The sequence below is a fragment of the Enterobacter roggenkampii genome (assembly GCF_001729805.1).
Taxonomy (GTDB): domain Bacteria; phylum Pseudomonadota; class Gammaproteobacteria; order Enterobacterales; family Enterobacteriaceae; genus Enterobacter; species Enterobacter roggenkampii.
Window position 1 is genome coordinate 2,921,879 of the sequence record NZ_CP017184.1, and the last position, 17,076, is coordinate 2,938,954.

At 56.1% G+C, this 17,076-nt stretch carries 16 protein-coding genes; 6 read left to right on the forward strand and 10 right to left on the reverse strand.

Features of this window, described 5'->3' with window-relative positions:
• Positions 1 to 51: 51 nt before the first annotated feature.
• Complete coding sequence (dsrB, locus tag BFV67_RS24515; protein ID WP_008500312.1) at positions 52 to 240, reverse strand: protein DsrB; 189 nt, start codon at positions 238 to 240, stop codon at positions 52 to 54.
• A gap of 136 nt (positions 241 to 376) precedes the next feature.
• Between dsrB and yodD the strand changes: the two genes are divergently transcribed.
• Positions 377 to 604, forward strand: coding sequence for a YodD family peroxide/acid resistance protein (gene yodD / locus BFV67_RS13795; RefSeq protein WP_013097742.1), 228 nt, complete (start codon positions 377 to 379; stop codon positions 602 to 604).
• 301 nt (positions 605 to 905) lie between these two features.
• Positions 906 to 1,706: a mannosyl-3-phosphoglycerate phosphatase-related protein gene (locus BFV67_RS13800; RefSeq protein ID WP_069598497.1), complete on the forward strand. Its 801-nt coding sequence runs from the start codon at positions 906 to 908 to the stop codon at positions 1,704 to 1,706.
• Here BFV67_RS13800 and dgcQ read toward each other — a convergent pair.
• The 3 genes from dgcQ to BFV67_RS13815 all read right to left on the reverse strand — a co-directional run bounded on the left by dgcQ (position 1,691) and on the right by BFV67_RS13815 (position 4,637).
• Complete coding sequence (gene dgcQ, locus BFV67_RS13805) at positions 1,691 to 3,391, reverse strand: cellulose biosynthesis regulator diguanylate cyclase DgcQ (RefSeq protein ID WP_069598498.1); 1,701 nt, start codon at positions 3,389 to 3,391, stop codon at positions 1,691 to 1,693. The two genes, BFV67_RS13800 and dgcQ, sit on opposite strands and share 16 nt — an antisense overlap.
• 73 nt (positions 3,392 to 3,464) lie before the next feature.
• Positions 3,465 to 3,647, reverse strand: coding sequence for a YodC family protein (locus tag BFV67_RS13810; protein WP_008500307.1), 183 nt, complete (start codon positions 3,645 to 3,647; stop codon positions 3,465 to 3,467).
• Positions 3,648 to 3,725: 78 nt separating this feature from the next.
• The gene (locus BFV67_RS13815) at positions 3,726 to 4,637 is read right to left on the reverse strand and encodes a DUF808 domain-containing protein (RefSeq protein ID WP_008500306.1); all 912 of its coding nucleotides are present in this window, start codon (positions 4,635 to 4,637) and stop codon (positions 3,726 to 3,728) included.
• A gap of 178 nt (positions 4,638 to 4,815) precedes the next feature.
• On the opposite strand from BFV67_RS13815, the gene yedA reads away from it, so the two are divergent.
• On the forward strand, positions 4,816 to 5,730 hold the full coding sequence (yedA, locus tag BFV67_RS13820; RefSeq protein WP_021241392.1) for a drug/metabolite exporter YedA: 915 nt from the start codon (positions 4,816 to 4,818) through the stop codon (positions 5,728 to 5,730).
• On the opposite strand, the gene BFV67_RS13825 is transcribed toward yedA, so the two are convergent.
• From BFV67_RS13825 to BFV67_RS13835, 3 genes are all read right to left on the reverse strand, one after another.
• Positions 5,702 to 6,193, reverse strand: coding sequence for a very short patch repair endonuclease (locus tag BFV67_RS13825; protein ID WP_063453143.1), 492 nt, complete (start codon positions 6,191 to 6,193; stop codon positions 5,702 to 5,704). The genes yedA and BFV67_RS13825 overlap by 29 nt on opposite strands.
• A complete protein-coding gene (locus BFV67_RS13830) occupies positions 6,174 to 7,589 on the reverse strand; it encodes a DNA cytosine methyltransferase (protein WP_023293871.1) in 1,416 nt (471 codons plus the stop codon). Before BFV67_RS13830 ends, BFV67_RS13825 begins: the two co-directional genes overlap by 20 nt.
• Before the next feature lie 61 nt (positions 7,590 to 7,650).
• Positions 7,651 to 8,352 (reverse strand): phosphohydrolase, encoded by a 702-nt coding sequence (locus BFV67_RS13835; RefSeq protein WP_069598499.1) that lies wholly within the window; start codon positions 8,350 to 8,352, stop codon positions 7,651 to 7,653.
• A gap of 284 nt (positions 8,353 to 8,636) precedes the next feature.
• Between BFV67_RS13835 and ompC the strand changes: the two genes are divergently transcribed.
• Positions 8,637 to 9,779 (forward strand): porin OmpC, encoded by a 1,143-nt coding sequence (ompC, locus tag BFV67_RS13840; RefSeq protein ID WP_023325575.1) that lies wholly within the window; start codon positions 8,637 to 8,639, stop codon positions 9,777 to 9,779.
• Between the two features lie 57 nt (positions 9,780 to 9,836).
• Here ompC and BFV67_RS13845 read toward each other — a convergent pair whose 3' ends face one another.
• Positions 9,837 to 10,700, reverse strand: a complete 864-nt coding sequence (locus tag BFV67_RS13845; protein ID WP_069598500.1) for an N-acetylmuramic acid 6-phosphate etherase — start codon at positions 10,698 to 10,700, stop codon at positions 9,837 to 9,839.
• Positions 10,701 to 10,865: 165 nt separating this feature from the next.
• On the opposite strand from BFV67_RS13845, the gene BFV67_RS13850 reads away from it, so the two are divergent.
• Both BFV67_RS13850 and dcuR read left to right on the forward strand, forming a co-directional pair.
• On the forward strand, positions 10,866 to 12,482 hold the full coding sequence (locus tag BFV67_RS13850; protein ID WP_008500297.1) for a sensor histidine kinase: 1,617 nt from the start codon (positions 10,866 to 10,868) through the stop codon (positions 12,480 to 12,482).
• On the forward strand, positions 12,479 to 13,198 hold the full coding sequence (dcuR, locus tag BFV67_RS13855) for a two-component system response regulator DcuR (protein WP_008500296.1): 720 nt from the start codon (positions 12,479 to 12,481) through the stop codon (positions 13,196 to 13,198). The genes BFV67_RS13850 and dcuR overlap by 4 nt, the downstream gene beginning before the upstream one ends.
• Here dcuR and BFV67_RS13860 read toward each other — a convergent pair.
• Both BFV67_RS13860 and BFV67_RS13865 read right to left on the reverse strand, forming a co-directional pair.
• Positions 13,179 to 14,141, reverse strand: a complete 963-nt coding sequence (locus BFV67_RS13860; RefSeq protein ID WP_008500295.1) for an FAD:protein FMN transferase — start codon at positions 14,139 to 14,141, stop codon at positions 13,179 to 13,181. The two genes, dcuR and BFV67_RS13860, sit on opposite strands and share 20 nt — an antisense overlap.
• Before the next feature lie 94 nt (positions 14,142 to 14,235).
• The gene (locus BFV67_RS13865) at positions 14,236 to 17,016 is read right to left on the reverse strand and encodes a flavocytochrome c (RefSeq protein ID WP_023325579.1); all 2,781 of its coding nucleotides are present in this window, start codon (positions 17,014 to 17,016) and stop codon (positions 14,236 to 14,238) included.
• Positions 17,017 to 17,076 lie beyond the last annotated feature (60 nt).

Here is a 17,076-nt window from a genome sequence, read left to right on the forward strand (position 1 = left end):
TTTTGCTTTTACAGCGGGTGTCGGGCACGCAATGTGCTACCCGACGCCGTGCTAGTCTGCTTTCTCTACAAAAATCCCGTCCGGATGCCCCAGTTCGTTAAAAAACCAAATGCCGAGCGGGTAGTCTTCCAGTGATACCAGGTACATTGTACCTTCGCTAAACTCTTCAATTGCCAGCACCACACCCGGGCGGCGCGGCCCACCGTCCGTTTTAACGGTTACCCGATCGTTGACCTTCATACATTCCTCCTCTGGTTTTGAGCCAGTGTAGAACAAAACGCAAAAACGCACATCGCCGCCCGGCGTGAATGGCGTTTTTATGCACAGGCTATACTTAACCCTGGACACGTTTGCAGGTTGAAAGAGGAGTCCCGCAATGAAGACCGATAAAGAGTACAGCGATACCATCAAGCGCGAAGTCGAGGTGGATGTCGATGCCCTGCTGGCCGCCATCAATGAGATCAGCGAGTCAGAAGTCCGCCGCACGGACGACAATTCGGACCGCGTCATTGTCAACGGAAGGGATTATCACACCTATCGCGAGCTGGCCGAGGCCTTCGAGCTCGATATTCACGACTTTAGCGTGTCGGAAGCCAATCGTTAGGGCGAAAAAAATCCCGGTCATGGGGATGACCGGGATCAAAACTTGCTTATGCAAGAAGCACTTGAAAATTCGTTACACCAGGAAATCTGATGTACATGCCACACTATCCCCAACGAATTTGTCTGACAAGCATATATTCTTAGGATGAATATAATATTTTTAACATAATGCTTTTGGTTATGAGCAATAACATACGCCGAATGCGGGTTTGCCAGGGAATACTCTCATTTCTCCGGTTAACAATTCGGATATTTTTTAGGAATTTTCTTAGAGCGAAACGCATCCGTCACCGGGAGTCACTATGCCTTCACTGCGGGATACCTTTCTGATTTTTTCCGACCTGGATGGCTCGTTGCTGGATATTCATACCTATGACTGGCAACCCGCCATGCCCTGGCTGGACAGGCTGCAGGATAACCAGATTCCGATCATTCTCTGCAGCAGCAAAACCGCGGCAGAGATGCTGGATATTCAGCAGGATCTGGGGCTGGAAGGCCTGCCGTTTATTGCCGAGAACGGCGCGGTGATTCAGCCTGACGTGCGCTGGGACAATATCCAGCGTCAGATTAGAGGGATGACGCACCGGGATATTCGTCCGCGGATCGAGCAGATTCGCCTGCAGACGGGCTTTAAATTCACCACCTTTGACGATGTGGATGAGCACGTCATTAGCGAGTGGACCGGACTGACGCGCTACCGTTCGATGCTTGCCCGCAAGCACGAAGCCTCCGTCACGCTGATCTGGCGCGATACCGACGAGAACTTGCTTCAGTTTGAAGAGGAACTGGCGCACAGCGGCCTGCAATGCCTGCAGGGGGCGCGCTTCTGGCATATTCTGGACGCCCGCTGCGGTAAAGACGTGGCGGTTAACTGGCTGATTGAACGGTATCGCGAGCAGGAAGACATAGAACCCACCACGCTAGGGCTCGGCGACGGTCCCAACGATGCGCCGCTGCTCGACAGCATGGACTTCGCGGTGGTGATCAAGGGGATTAACCGCCAGGGCATCACGCTACGGGACGATAACCCCGCGCGGGTCTATCACACCCAACAGCCCGGGCCTGCGGGCTGGCAGGAGGGGCTGGATCATTTCCTGTCCTGATCCCGCCACACGACCCGGTTACGCCCGCTCTGCTTGGCCTGATACAGCCGGGCGTCCGCCACGGACTGCAGCTGTTCAAAATCGTAATTGCCCGATTCATCCGCGCTGCTGACGCCCAGTGACGCGCTGATGCGCAGGGTTGTGCTCTTCTTCACCAGGATCTCCTTACTGTTGATTCGGCAACGAATGCGTTCGGCGACGCCTCTCGCCTCCTCCAGACCAAGACCGGGAAGGACAACACAAAACTCTTCGCCACCGACGCGTCCGGCCACGTCATTCTTGCGTAACGCGCTGGCAATCACGCCTGCCGTATGGGAAAGCACCTTATCACCGGCCTGATGGCCAAAACGGTCGTTGATGTTTTTAAAATAGTCGAGATCGATCTGAATCACCGAGAACGGCAGCGACTGCTGACGACAGGTTTCCGCCAGCAATTTTGCGCGGTCGAACAGCGCGCCGCGATTATTCAATCGGGTCAGCGGATCGTGCCAGGCCTGCCACTGGAGCGAGTGCTGAAGCGTATACATGTTACTCACCATCCGACGGATCACCAGCCACGAGATCAACAGCATGGCGGTAAAGAGCGCCCACAGCAGCGCCAGCACAATGCTGATACTGCCGAAGTCGTCCTGCACCCCTTCGTGCAGGGTGTGGATCCGCAGGACGACGCCATCGAAATGATCGAGCCGCTCCCAGGTGATAAACCGGCTCCCGAGGCGGATACCGCCGCCGGTATCATGTTCAATCGCCTGGGCAATCTGCGCCGTTTCGCGTTCGTCAAACTGGTTAACCGGACTTCCCGCGTGGGCTGAGGTAGCAATCATATTAAGCCGGGTATCGTACAGCTGATACTCCCCCTCCGTCCGGTCTTCCGTCGCGTCGGTCAGCAGACGCTGCATCGTGTCTAATGTAAAATCCATCGCCACGACGCCGTACCAGTAATGATCGAAATAGATGGGGACGCTGGCGGTGATCGTGCGTTCATCCCCGGTCCAGGATGAAGGCGTGGAGATAAACCAGCGCACGGCGCGGGCGCGGTTGTTACGCTCTGACTGCTGGGTAAACCAGGACTGGGTGACCAGATTATAATAGCGGGCGGTAATATCACCCGCCCGATCCGGCGTATCCGTGGAAAGGAAAAATCCGGCGCGGGAGACGTAGATCACCCGCGCTTCCGTTTGCGCTCTCGATGACGCCAGCCTGAGCAGATACCCCACTTCGAGCGCGGCAGAAATTTCATGACTGATGCGTTCAGCGTCCCGATTCAGAAGCGTGGTTTTATCCACGAACGCATCCGAGACCCCGTTGATGGGAAGGGTGCGCTTTTTATCAACGGCGAGCTGCCAGGTGGGGAGCATGCGGACGGTGTTAAAGCGTGACACCGCATCCTGTAGGACATCAAAGGCCAGCGGCGTCTCGATTGCATCATGCATACCCTGGCGAAATAACAGCATCCTGTCGACGCTGTTCTGTAACTGCCTGTCCAGCGAACTGGCCACCGTATCCAGATGGTTGCGCTGGCTGGAGATGTACGCCTCTTCCAGCACCACCACCTCACGCCAGGTCAGGAGCGTGGAAAACACCAGAACGATCAGAAAACAGAGATTAACAATCCGCCCCGGATTGCTACGCTTATGCAGCCATTGCAAAAAAGTTTGTCTTACAACAAAGGTATCGCGCTGCACACACACTCCCTGATTACTGCTCTATACCCGAAACCTGAGATAAAAACGCCCGGCAAAGCCGGGCGTTATGTGATTAAGCCTTGTCCCGTTTGTGCTGCCCGTCCCCCGGCTGAAGCTCATCTTCACGGAATGCTTCCCGCTTGATGCTATAGCCATCGTGCCACCGGCATTCCACCATTCCGCTGGAATACCCGGTGACGATCATACGTGGGCCGCCCTTTTTAGGCTTAACTTCATCACTGACCAAAAAGACCATACCTGCCTCCTGTATCAGGGTGAAACTGTTTCAATTTAGACGAGGAATGGTCTTTTTGCATCCTGCCGACGGTAACAATTAGTGCGACGTGCCGCGAATTTTCTCAACCAGCTTCACCGCCGCAACGACGATAGCGCCAATGATAAAGCCCAACACCAGGTTCAGCAGCGTGGGCAGAATCGCCGCGATAACGGCCCCCTGCGTGGAGGAGAAATGTTCGATGGCATGGTGCAGCGGCGCGATGCCGTGAACCACAATTCCGCCGCCTACGAGGAACATCGCCAGCGTTCCCACCACCGACAAGCTCTTCATCAGCCAGGGCGCCAGCACCAGCAGGCTTTTGCCGATGCCTCTTGCCACCGCGCTCGACTTTTCTTCCAGCCAGTAGCCAATATCGTCCAGCTTGACGATCAGTCCCACCAGACCGTACACGCCCACGGTAACCAGAATCGCGATGCCGGAGAGGATCAGGACCTGATTCAGGAGCGGCGCGTCAGAGACAATGCCCAGCGTAATCGCGACGATTTCCGCAGACAGGATAAAGTCGGTCCGAATAGCGCCTTTGACCTTATCGCGCTCGAAGGTTTTTGGATCCTGCGCGGCCAGCGCTTCAAGACGCTGCTGGCGCACCTCCGGCGTATCGCTCTGCTTGCGCGCGCTAAAGGAGTGCAGCACCTTCTCCACGCCCTCGAAGCAGAGAAATGCCCCACCGATCATCAGTAACGGCGTGATGGCCCAGGGGATAAAGGCGCTGATCAGCAGCGCCAGCGGCACCAGGATCACCTTATTCAGGAAGGAACCTTTCGCCACGCCCCACACCACCGGCAGTTCACGGTTTGCCCTCACCCCACTCACCTGCTGAGCGTTAAGCGATAAATCATCGCCCAGCACGCCTGCGGTTTTCTTCGCCGCCAGTTTCCCCATCACTGAAATGTCGTCCAGTAGGGTGGCTATATCATCCAGCAATGTTAATAAGCTACTTCCTGCCAAAATCTTAATCCTTCATTTTTTGGTAATTAAGTGAATAGTATGGAGCAAAAGCGCAAACCCGGAAACAGGCACCTTACGTCAACAAAAAATTCACATCAGCTACACAATTAAAGGGCTCGCCAGCGCGATAGTTTTCGCGTTTACTATCAGCGACCTTTTTATTTCGTCGTGAGGGATTATGCGTTTCCGGCAATTACTACCGCTCATCGGGGCACTCTTTTCGCTGTACATCATCTGGGGCTCAACCTACTTTGTCATTCGCATCGGCGTGGAAAGCTGGCCGCCGCTGATGATGGCGGGCATCCGCTTCCTTTCGGCGGGTATCCTGCTGCTGGCCTTCCTGATGCTGCGCGGGCATAAGCTTCCCCCGCTGCGCCCGATGCTGAATGCCGCCCTGATCGGCCTGCTGCTGCTGGCAGTGGGGAACGGGTTTGTGACGATTGCCGAGCACCAGAACGTCCCGTCCGGGATCGCCGCCGTGGTCGTTGCCACCGTACCGCTGTTTACCCTCTGCTTCAGCCGTCTTTTCGGCATCCGCACCCGCAAGCTGGAATGGCTGGGGATTGGGATTGGGCTGGCCGGCATTGTTCTGCTCAACAGCGGCGGCAACCTGAGCGGGAATCCGTGGGGCGCGGTGATTATCCTGATCGGCTCGATGAGCTGGGCGTTCGGCTCCGTCTACGGGTCGCGTATCGAACTGCCGACCGGCATGATGGCCGGTGCGATTGAGATGCTCGCCGCGGGGATTGTCCTGCTTCTGGCCTCCACCCTGACGGGAGAAAAGCTGACCGCGCTGCCGGACCTGTCGGGCTTTCTCGCGGTAGGCTACCTGGCGCTGTTTGGCTCTATCATCGCCATTAACGCCTATATGTTCCTGATCCGCAACGTCTCCCCTGCGGTCGCCACCAGCTACGCCTACGTTAACCCGGTCGTGGCCGTGCTGCTCGGGACAGGCCTGGGAGGAGAAACGCTCTCGCCTGTGGAATGGATTGCTTTAGGGATCATCGTGTTTGCCGTCGTGCTGGTCACGCTGGGCAAATATCTGCTGCCGGCAAAACCGGTGGTCACGCCTTGTGAGGTGGAGAAACCGTAAGCAGGTGAATACCCTGCGTGTCGATCTGCGCGGTCTGACCGCCGCCGCAGATCCACTCTTCCAGCCGTTCGCGCAGATCGGTATCGTTCAGCTTTAGTCTGCCTCTCAGCGCACACTCCCAGACGATCAGCACCCGCCAGCCCTGCGCAATAAGCATTGAGAGATCCCGTTTGTCGCGCTCGACGTTTTTACCAATCTTATCCAGCCAGAAATCGGTGCGCGTCGCGGGGACTTTAAACAGATAGCAGTCGTGATGGTGCCAGAAGCAGCCGTGAGTAAAGATGATGCACTGCCAGGCGTCGAGGACGAAATCGGGACGACCCGCCAGGGCGGGATCCTGCACGCGAAAGTCAAACCCTGCCTGCGTCAGCAGCCCGGCCAGGCGCTTTTCAATGGCGGTGTCACGCGTGCCGATGGCACGCATGTTTTTACTGCGCGTGGCCTTATCGTGAACGTCCGTCATTGACGGCCTCACTCTGGCGTAGCGCCACCGCTTGTCTGATGCGCGGAGCCAGCAGTTTTGCGACAGCCGCAAACGCGGGAACGACGACCGAGTTACCAAACTGGCGGTACGCCTGGGTGTCTGAAACCGGAATGCGGAAACCGTAGCCTTGCGGCGTTTCAAAGCCCATCAACCGGGCGCATTCCCGCGGCGTTAAGCGCCGTGGGCGATGACGCTGGTTGTGCGGATCGTCGAAATCTTTTTCACCCAGCGCTTTGTCCCAGCCTCTGTCGATCAGGATTTCCGCACCGTCTTTATAGTAGCGAGCAGACAGCGTGCGGGTGACGCTGTGCGGATCGTTCGGGTTGACCATCCCAAAACCGAAGCCGTTGCCTTTCGCCTGATGCTTCTTGGCATAGCGGTAGAGGTATTTCCACAGCACCGGGGTCAGGATAAATTTCGCGTCGACGACCGGTTCCAGCAGGTCGGCCACGGTAGGACGGCGCTCGGGATACAGAGAAGGAATATCCCGCAGGGTGAAATCCCCTTTCAGATTGAGATCGCGGCGGAAGCCCACCAGCACGATACGTTCGCGATGCTGGGGCAGGAAATGTTTCCCATCAATGATTTTAGGATCGTCCGCGCCCATGTCCTCTGAATCGGCCACGTCATAACCCAGCTCATCCAGCGTTTGCATGATAATGCGGAAGGTTTTCCCGCCGTCGTGGCTTTTTAAGTTTTTGACGTTTTCCAGTACAAAAATGGCCGGACGACGGGCGTCAATAATGCGCGCCACGTCAAAAAACAGCGTTCCCTGCGTATCGCAGGCGAAACCGTGGGCGCGTCCGAGGGCATTCTTCTTGGAGACGCCGGCCAGCGAAAAAGGCTGGCACGGGAAGCCGGCCAGCAGCACGTCATGCGCGGGGATCGTCTGACGAATATGCTCGGCGGCCTGCTCATCGCTCACGCCGCTTTTATGGCTCAGGGTGACATCGCGAATATCGGCGTTGAAATGATGCTCGTGCGGGTCGCAGTACCAGTTGGCCTTATAGGTCCGCACGGCGTGCTTGTTCCACTCGCTGGTAAATACGCACTGTCCGCCGATAGCTTCAAAACCGTGCCGAATACCGCCGATACCGGCAAACAGATCGATAAACCGGAAGGCATAGTTCGGGTGCGCGGCAGAAGGACGCGGAAGCAGGTTTTGCAGATAACGAAACTCGCCTTCACTCAGGCGACGCCCTGCTCGCTCGCTGGTCAGCAGACGTTTAAGGATCGCCGGGCTCCAGTGGCTTTCGCCGTGCGCCACCAGCAGACTGGCCAGCGTTTTAGCATCATAGATATCCAACAGCTGGCGCAGTAAGGCCTGCACCGTTGCCGTTGATTTCTCAGCCTGCGCGGGCGCGGGCTCTTTCACTGCTCGATTTTCCTGCATTCTTTTAACCGGAGAGTAAAGACTGGGAACAGATTACCACAGTTCAGTTGCGCAAACTGCGACGGAAGCGGCTCAGCACCTCGCTATCCAGCCCGAGGCAGTCGCCGTGTAATTCGGCGCTGAGTTTCGCCATAAACTGGATCAGGAAATCGGCATTGTGACGTGCCAGTTCGCGGCCCATTTCCGTCTGCATTGTATCAGGCAAACGCAGCAGCTTGGTCTGAAAATGGTCGAGGGCAAATGCCCTATCGTCGAGGGATCGCGCATCGGCAAAGGGATCGTCCGCGTCAAATAGCGGCACGCCCAGCGCGCCCGAGACGGCAAAAACGCGCGCCAGGCCGATAGCACCTAACGCTTCCAGCCGGTCAGCGTCCTGCACTATTTTGGCTTCCATACTCTGCGGCGCGATTTCGGCGCTAAAGCTGTGCGCCTCAATCGCGTGCGCGACGGCGGCAATGTGCTCTGGCGGAAAGTCCGGAAAGTCGCGGCGCAGAATGTCGCTCGTCTTACGCGCGGCGAGCCTTGACGACTGCCTGCGTTCGGGATGATTTTTCGGCAGGCTGACAATATCGTGGAAATAGCATGCGGCCAGAATCACCCGCGGCTCGACCGCGTGGTGAACCATGATTTTTTGCGCCGTCATCCAGACCCGTCGAAAATGCGAAATATCATGTGCGGTATCGTCGTTCTGATGATTTTCCTTGAGCCAGCGCTCAAAGCCATGCTGCCACCGGGCCAGTTCCATCGTCATGTCCTGTTGTTAAAAAGAGGGTGAATTATAACATAGCCAAATTAAATAAATTAAAAAATAGAAATGCGAAATATTTAATAATAATTACACCTTATAAATTCAATTAATTAATTCATCAGAAAAATAAAGAGATTTATAGAAATAATTTGAAATATTTCATCGAATTTTATTACATTTATTTTTGAAACTAAATCACATCTCCTGGAATAGTATCAACCCTGTAATTACGGAGGGTAATTACATATATTCATATAAATTATCTTTAAAGGGAATATATAATGAAAAGAAAAGTTCTGGCAATTCTTGTACCCGCATTATTAATGGCAGGCGCAGCAAATGCGGCTGAAATGTACAACAAAGACGGCAACAAAGTTGACCTGTACGGCAAGGTCGACGCGCGTCATACCTTCTCTGACAACCCTGGCGACGATGGCGATGAAACCTATGTACAGATTGGTTTCAAAGGCGAAACCCAGATCACTAACGACCTGACCGGTTACGGCCAGTGGGAATATAAAACCTACGCTAACGATACCGAAGGCGCGGGTGATAAATCCTTTAACCGTCTGGCATACGCTGGCCTGAAATTTGGCGAATACGGTTCATTTGATTATGGCCGTAATTACGGCGTCGTGTACGACGTTGAAGCGTGGACCGATATGCTGCCTGTATTTGGCGGTGATTCCTACACCTGGACTGATAACTTTATGGTTGGCCGTACCAACGGTGTTGCGACCTATCGTAATAATGATTTCTTTGGTCTGGTTGATGGCCTGAACTTTGCGCTGCAGTATCAGGGTGCTAACGAAGGTGCTAACGCTAACGAAGATCAGGAAGGCACTAAAAACGGTCATAAAGACGTACGCTTCCAGAACGGCGACGGCTTCGGTATGTCCACCTCCTATGACTTCTCTGGCGATCTGTCCGGCCTGAGCCTGGGTGCGGCGTACTCTTCTTCTGACCGTACCAACGATCAGGTTGCCTACGGCAAAGCCGCAGAAAGCATCGGTTTTGCGGGTGGCGAAAAAGCTGAAGCCTGGACCGTTGGCGCGAAATACGACGCAAACAGCGTTTACCTGGCGATGATGTATGCGGAGACCCGCAACATGACGCCAATCGGCAACGTTGGTATCGCCAACCAGACTCAGAACTTTGAAGCGGTTGCACAGTACCAGTTCGACTTCGGTCTGCGTCCTTCCCTGGCATGGGTTTACTCAAAAGGTAAAGATCTGGACGGTAAAGGATTCAATCAGGATCTGGTTAACTACATCGACCTGGGCATGACCTACAGCTTCAACAAAAACTTCTCCACTTATGTTGATTACAAAATCAACATGCTGGACAACGATGAAGCGCTATATGACGCATACGGTATTTCCACCGACGACATCGTTGGTGTGGGCATGACCTACCAGTTCTAACCTCTAAAAATACCAAAGGCCGCATCTGCGGCCTTTTTTATTTCTTAACGGTACGTATTACGGCGCTTCCTGCAGCGCCACGCGGATAAACCCGTTATTCTGCGCCAGCAGCTCATGAGCTTTCCACGCATCCAGCCCTGTCAGCACCATCAATACCGCTGTTTTACAGTGATGGTTACAGCTCTCCAGCGCCGCTTTTGCCTCCGCCCGGGAGCATCCCCCCGCTTCCATTACAATGGCGATTTGACGTTCGGCCCATTTGGTGTTGCTTGCCTCAAGATCCACCCGCAGGTTGCTGTATACGCGCCCGGTTCGAACGGCCAGCCCGGTAGCGATCATCGAGAGGATCATTTTTTGCGCGATCCCCGCTTTGGTGTTGAGGTAGCCGGCCACCACATCGGCACCCAGTTCGGGGGCTATAACCATACTCGCCAGCTGCGCGGCTTCACTTTGCGCATCACCGGTAATCACGGCGACCGGCGAACCCAGCGACCATGCATGCCGCATCGCTCCCCAGACCCACGGCGTTTTTCCGCTGACGGTCACGGCCAGCATCATATCGTCTTCACCAAATTTAATGGCCTGCAGGTCGGAAACGCCGCGCTCGTAGCTCCCTTCCCCCTCTTGTGCCGTTACGGCCATCACAGGGGTTTTGCCCGGCGCATAGTCATCGGCAACCTGTTGCGCGACGCGGCCAGACGGCCCCGCCCCGACAATGACCAGGCGACCACCGTGATTGAGGGTCGCGGCGGCGTTATCCACCGCACGGGCAATCGTCTGTAAACAAGGGGTGATAGCAGCAGAAATGAGTGCATCATCCTGGTGAATGACTTTCAGCATGTCCAGCGTGGACAATCTATCGATATTCATCGTGCTGGCGTGCCGTCTTTCCTTGACCGAACCGGTAAGCATAATGCTCATAAACAGCCTCCTTATTATGAGTACCCACACACTATAAAGTGTTTTATATAGATGACATGCGAGGAGGGTCACGAAAAGAGGACCAAATCCACGCTTTTACATGGCTTTAAGAAAAGCGCGTCATCGGCGATAATTACCCTCTTACTTAATCATCGCGGAGTGTTGATGAGCGATTTGCAGCCTTTCCTTCCGACGCGCAAGCGCCCCATGAAACTCAATACGCTGGTCACGCTGATGGTGTGCGCGATAATCGGTTCAGTTCTGCTGGTGGTTTTTGCGCTCTATTCGGTGCAGATCACCCGCGCAACGCGCGATGATGTCAAAGACACCGCGCTCGGCATTGCCCGCACCCTCGCCGACAGCCCCGAGATCCAGCGCGGCCTGATGCAGGCACCGCAGGAGAACATTATTCAGCCCATCGCCCAGGCGGTGACGAAGCGAAACGATCTGCTGTTCACCGTGGTCACTGATATGCGCGGGATCCGCTACTCTCATCCGAATGAGGCGCTGCTCGGGCTGCATTTTATCGGTGACGATTTAACCCCCGCGCTGGAAGGCAAAGAGAACGTTTCGGTTAACCGGGGCGCGCTCGCCGAAGCGCTGCGCGTTTTTACGCCCGTCTACGACGCGCAGCACGAGCAGATTGGCGTGGTGGTCGTCGGAATCTCCCTGAATAAGGTTGAAGAGCAGATCGCTCGCGGGCGGCTCAACGCCGTCTGGACCATTTTGTTCAGTATTTTTATGAGTTCTATGGCGATTTGGGGTCTGGTGCGGGTTCTGAAGCGCATTCTGTTCGGGCTCGAACCCTACGAAATCTCCGCCCTGTTCGAACAGCGCCAGGCGATGCTGCAGTCGCTTCGCGAGGGTGTTCTGGCCGTTGATATACACGGACGCGTGACGATGATTAATCAGACCGCCAGAGAAATATTGCTTCTCCCCGCCGGCAAGCAGACCGAAAACACCAGCGCGCCCCTGCTGGCCAGCCTGCGTGACGTTTCGAAGACGGGCGTCGCACGCCAGGATCAGGAGATCAGCTGCAACGGTCGCCTATTGCTGTGCAACATGGTCCCCGTGAAAAGTCAGGATCGGGTGATCGGCGCCATCACCACCTTCCGTGATAAAACGGAAGTCAGCCAGCTGATGCAGCGTCTGGACGGCATGGTTAACTACGTTGATGCCCTGCGCGCCCACACCCACGAGTTTATGAATAAACTGCATGTGATACTCGGCCTGCTGAATATTAAGCGCTACGACAAGCTGGAAGAGTACATTCTCCAGACGGCACATCATTACCAGACGGATATCGGTACGATACAGAGCAAGGTAAAATCCCCGGTGGTTGCCGGGTTCCTGCTGGGTAAAATCAACCGGGCGAAAGAAGCGGGCGTCACCCTGACGCTGGCGGATGAAAGCCAGATACCGGATACCGCAAGTGAAGAGCAGGTCGCGGTGCTGATCACCGCGCTGGGCAACCTCATTGAAAACGCGCTCGACGCGATGGAAGGACAGCAGGAGGGCGAGATCGGCCTGCTGCTGCATTATCAGAATGGCTGGCTCAGCTGTGAAGTCAGCGACGATGGTCCCGGCATTGATCCCACTCAGCTGGAGTCTATTTTTACAAAGGGCTTCTCAACAAAAGGTGAAAACCGCGGCGTTGGGCTGTTCCTTGCTCGCCAGCAGATTCAGAACCTTGGCGGCGATATCTCCGTCGAGTCTGAGCCCGGCGTATTTACCCAATTTTTTGTTCACATCCCCTGGGATAGCGAGAGGAAAATCGCGTGATAAATGTGTTAATTGTCGATGATGACGCCATGGTAGCCGACCTCAACCGTCTGTATGTCAACCGTGTTGAAGGCTTTAGCTGCTGCGGCGTCGCCTCCACGCTAAGCCAGGCCGAGGCCATCATTAATAACCCCAGCCAGCCCGTCGATCTGGTGCTGCTGGATGTCTATATGCAGCAGGATAACGGGCTGGATCTGCTGCCCGTGATTCGCGCATCCGGCCGCCCAATCGACGTGATCATGATCTCCTCGGCCGCCGACGCCGCGACGATCCAGACCTCCATCCATTACGGCGTGGTGGATTATCTGATAAAGCCGTTCCAGTTCCCGCGCTTTGAAGAGGCGCTGAACGGCTGGAAGGCCAAGCACAGCCTGATGGGGTCGCACCAGTATTACGAGCAGGCGGACGTCGACCGCCTGATCCACGGCGGGGCGCCGGAACTGGCGGACAGCAAAAAGCTGCCGAAAGGGTTAACGCCGCAAACGCTGCGCACGATTTGCCAGTGGATTGACGCTCACCCGGAGACGGAGTTTTCCACCGACGATCTGGCAAACGCGGTCAATATTTCCCGCGTGTCCTGCCGCAAATACCTGATCTGGCTGGCGCAAATCAATATTCTGTTCACCAGCATTCACTACGGCGCCACCGGGCGTCCGGTGTATCGCTACCGTCTCCAGCCGGAGCAAACGGGCCTGCTCAAGCAATACTGTCAGTAACGCGGTAAGTATCATCCAGCAGGGTAAAGCGGAAGTGGTGTGCTGAAGAGAACACCACTTCTTTTGTTTTGGTCACAAAGATGGCCTCAATGTCGGGGCGCGCACGCAGCGCGGCACAGCCCTTCTCCACGCCCATGCCGTACATCAGCGTGGTCCAGATATCGCCGTCGATGGAATCTTTCGAAATGATGGTGACGCTGTCCAGTTCGTTGTCCAGCGGATATCCGGTGCGCGGATCAAGAATGTGGTGATAGCGTTTGCCGTCTTGTTCAAAATAGCGCTCGTACGTTCCCGACGTGACGACGGACACGTTCTCAACGATCATCGTGCCGATCAGCGCATCTCCGGCGAACGGTTTTTTCAGCCCGACGCTCCAGCCCCCTTCCGGCGAGCCTAAGGTCTGAATGTTGCCGCCGAGGTTAATCAGCCCCAGCTCCGCGCCCTCTTTATGCAGGTAATCCCGCACCCGATCGGCGATATAGCCTTTGGCAATCGCCCCCAGATCGATCTCCATCCCCGCTCTGGTCAGAAACACGCTGCTGCTGGCCTCGTCAAGGAGAACATCCTCGGGTCGGGTAATCGCCAGCAGCGACGCGATTTCATCGGCAGGCGGAACGCTGTCCCCCTGAAAGCCAATTTTCCAGCGCTTCACCAGCGGACCGATCGCCAGATTAAAGGCGCTGTCCTTGAGCAGGCTTGCCGCTTTTGCACAGCGGATCAGATCAAACACCGGCCGACTGACGGTGACCGGATGCTGGCCCGCCGCATGGTTAATGTCCATCACCTGCGAGTGCGCGCGGTTAACGGTGAGCAGATCTTCGTACTGTTTGATCAGACGAAACACGCGGGACGCGAGGGCTTCGTCATGGGAGAAGAGTTTCAGGAGGATGGGCGAGCCCATCAGAACGGCGGAGTAGCTGTAAACGCGATGGCTATCAGGCATGGCAGGAGTCCTCAGAAGTAGCCCCGGCAAGCTCCGCGCCGCCGGGGAAAATGCCGGATAGCGCTGCGCGTATCCGGCCTGGGAAGCAGGTGCCTTACATCTTTTTCGAACGCAGAGCCGCCTGATGTCCTGCAAGGGTACCAAAAATGATGATATCTGCCACTGCGTTACCGCCGATACGGTTGCCGCCGTGGATCCCGCCGACCACTTCACCGGCCGCAAACGCACCTGGCAGCACGTTGTGGTTGCTGTCCAGCACGCAGGTTTCGGTGTTGATGGTCACGCCGCCCATGGTGTGGTGCACGCCCGGTGCAATCTGAATGGCGTAGAATGGCCCTTCATTGATTGGCGCACGCAGCGCGGTGGTACGTCCAAAGTCGTCATCGTGCTGTTTTTCAACGAAACCGTTGTAACGTTCCAGGGTCGCCAGGAAAGCGTGGTAATCCATGCCGAGCGCTTCCGCCAGCGCTTTTGGCGAGCTGGCGCTGGTCACGAAGCCTTTAGCGATGTACTCATCCGCGGCTTTGTTTTTGGCGCGAACATGCTCGTCAAAGACGATGTACGCGTATTTCTCCGGCAGCGCGATGATTGACGCCGAGACTTTATCGCGGGTCGACATTTCGTTGTAGAAGCGTTCCCCTTTCTGATTGACCAGAATCGCCCCGCCGCCGCGGATGGATTCGGAAATCAGGTACGAGGTTTTCTGTTCCACGGTTGGGTGAATTTGAATTTCCCCCATATCCACGGTACCTGCCCCGATACGCTCCAGCAGCGCGATGCCGCCGCCGGTCGCCCCTTTGTGGTTGGTGGTAACGAACCCTTCCAGGTCAGGGCGGTATTTCACCACCATCTGGCTGTTAGCGCTGAAGCCGCCGGTTGCCACAATCACGCTTTTCGCTGCCACGGTGAGGGTTTCGTTCTCTTCGGTGGTCAGGCGCACGCCGGTCACTTCGCCGTTTTCGAAGAGGATGTCGCTGACGGAGGTATCCAGCATCACCTCGATGTTGCGTTTATTGACGTTACGCACCAGGCCGCTGATCAGGTAGCCGCCGACCGCTGAGCCGTCTTTTGGACGGTGGGTACGGTCAATGCTCATCCCGCCGGTGGTGGTGATGTCGTTCAGCATGATGCCGCGGGTTGCCAGCCATTCAATGGCCTGCGGCGCGTTCTCAACGAAGCGGTGCAGCAGTTCCGGGTTGTTCTTGTTGCCGCCACCTTTCAGGCTTTCCTGGTAGAACAGCTCTTTGCTGTCCTGAATGCCCTTCACGCGCTGGAAGCGGGTTTCTGCGGCGTTCATCCCGGCAGAGGCTTTAATGGTGTTGCCACCGATGGTTGGCATTTTCTCAACAATCAGCACGCTCGCGCCTTCGTCGTGCGCCTGAATCGCCGCCGCCAGACCGGCGCCGCCGCTGCCGACTACCACCACGTCCACGCTGCGGGTTTCGTTCGGGTCAACACCCTCTTCCGCGGCCAGCGCTTTGCTGGATTTCAGCATCGCTTTAGAGACCGCTTTCTTCACCGCCTCGCTCTGGCTGGTTGCGCCGGTGATGGCATCCACGTGCGGGGTGTTGGCATCCAGAATGCGGGTGCGGATCTCTTCAAAGCTGGTGACAAACTCAACGTCTTCGCTCGGGCCAGAGGCCAGCTCGATGTCTGCAATGCGGTCAGTTTCCAGACTGACGTTAATCACCAGCTCGTTCGCGTCGTCCTGCACCTTCTCAGTAAACATGCCCGGTTTGAATTTCGATTCGCCCATGCTCATGTCGCGGATCATCGCTTCCACCAGCGAGAAGCGCCACAGCGGCTCAGGAATGTTCAGCGCCTCGCGCTGGGTGCTGTCCATAAACAGCTCCAGGTTTTCCCCGGCCGCGATGCGGTCGGTCCAGTCCGGGTAAGCGATGGTGGCACGGCCAACGGCAATCAGGTCGTAACCGTGGTCCAGCGCTTCATTGGCATCGGCGGCATTCACCACGCCGCCCACGCCCATCACCGGTACCTGAGCCAGCGTTTCAGAACGCATCGCGCAGTATTTTTCGATCAGCGGCGTCGGGTCCTGGGTGTCAACAATGGAAGGACGCAGGGTCGCGCCGACGGAGAAGTGGAGGTAGTCCACGCCGCGAGCCGCCAGTTTTTCCAGCAGGTACATGGTGTCTTCAAAGCGGATGCCCGGCACTTCAAGCTCTTCAGGAGAGAAGCGGTAGCCAATAATAAAGGCGTCGTCCGCGTACTGGCGCACCATTTTGTGGGTGATATCCAGTACTGCCAGCGGGAACTTCGCGCGGTTGTCGCGGCTGCCGCCCCACTCGTCATCGCGCTGGTTAGAGTTTGGCGAATAGAACTGCTGAATCAGATAGGTGTTTGCCCCGTGGATTTCCACGCCGTCGAACCCGGCCTGGATGGCGCGGCGCACCGCTTCACCAAACTTGCCGATCATGCCTTCGACTTCTTCGCCAGTCAGTGCCACTGGCGTTGCTGCGCCCTCACGCGGCGCGGCAACAGCGCTTGGACCAACCGGCGTACGGCCACCGATCAGTTTCGGGTCGACCATGCGGCCGCCGTGGTAGATCTGCAGCAGGGCTTTAGATCCTTTGGATTTGATCGCCTCCGCGATTTTCGCCAGCCCGGCAATTTTCTCGTCATTATCAATCCCGATCGCGCCCGGGAAGGCGAGACCGAGATCGTCGACGAAGCAGCACTCCACAATAATGGTGCCGATGCTTCCGGAACGGGCACGATAGTACTCCACCAGTTCGCTGGTGACGGTGCCGTCGTAATAGCCGGTGCAGGTGGTCATAGGGGCCATTAACAAACGGTTTTTCAGTTCAGTGCCATTCGGTAATGTGAAGGGGCTAAGAATACGTTCGTTAGTGCTCATAATTGAAACTCCAAACTTTTTAAAATTAAGAATTCGTTATCGGATTAATTTTTTAGTTCG

What these genes read in the sequence shown, in the direction of transcription:
- dsrB (WP_008500312.1), bottom strand. Translation starts at nt 240, where the DNA reads ATGAAGGTCAACGATCGGGTAACCGTTAAAACGGACGGTGGGCCGCGC.
- yodD (WP_013097742.1), top strand. Translation starts at nt 377, where the DNA reads ATGAAGACCGATAAAGAGTACAGCGATACCATCAAGCGCGAAGTCGAG.
- BFV67_RS13800 (WP_069598497.1), top strand. Translation starts at nt 906, where the DNA reads ATGCCTTCACTGCGGGATACCTTTCTGATTTTTTCCGACCTGGATGGC.
- BFV67_RS13810 (WP_008500307.1), bottom strand. Translation starts at nt 3,647, where the DNA reads ATGGTCTTTTTGGTCAGTGATGAAGTTAAGCCTAAAAAGGGCGGCCCA.
- yedA (WP_021241392.1), top strand. Translation starts at nt 4,816, where the DNA reads ATGCGTTTCCGGCAATTACTACCGCTCATCGGGGCACTCTTTTCGCTG.
- BFV67_RS13825 (WP_063453143.1), bottom strand. Translation starts at nt 6,193, where the DNA reads ATGACGGACGTTCACGATAAGGCCACGCGCAGTAAAAACATGCGTGCC.
- BFV67_RS13835 (WP_069598499.1), bottom strand. Translation starts at nt 8,352, where the DNA reads ATGGAACTGGCCCGGTGGCAGCATGGCTTTGAGCGCTGGCTCAAGGAA.
- ompC (WP_023325575.1), top strand. Translation starts at nt 8,637, where the DNA reads ATGAAAAGAAAAGTTCTGGCAATTCTTGTACCCGCATTATTAATGGCA.
- BFV67_RS13845 (WP_069598500.1), bottom strand. Translation starts at nt 10,700, where the DNA reads ATGAGCATTATGCTTACCGGTTCGGTCAAGGAAAGACGGCACGCCAGC.
- BFV67_RS13850 (WP_008500297.1), top strand. Translation starts at nt 10,866, where the DNA reads ATGAGCGATTTGCAGCCTTTCCTTCCGACGCGCAAGCGCCCCATGAAA.
- BFV67_RS13860 (WP_008500295.1), bottom strand. Translation starts at nt 14,141, where the DNA reads ATGCCTGATAGCCATCGCGTTTACAGCTACTCCGCCGTTCTGATGGGC.
- BFV67_RS13865 (WP_023325579.1), bottom strand. Translation starts at nt 17,016, where the DNA reads ATGAGCACTAACGAACGTATTCTTAGCCCCTTCACATTACCGAATGGC.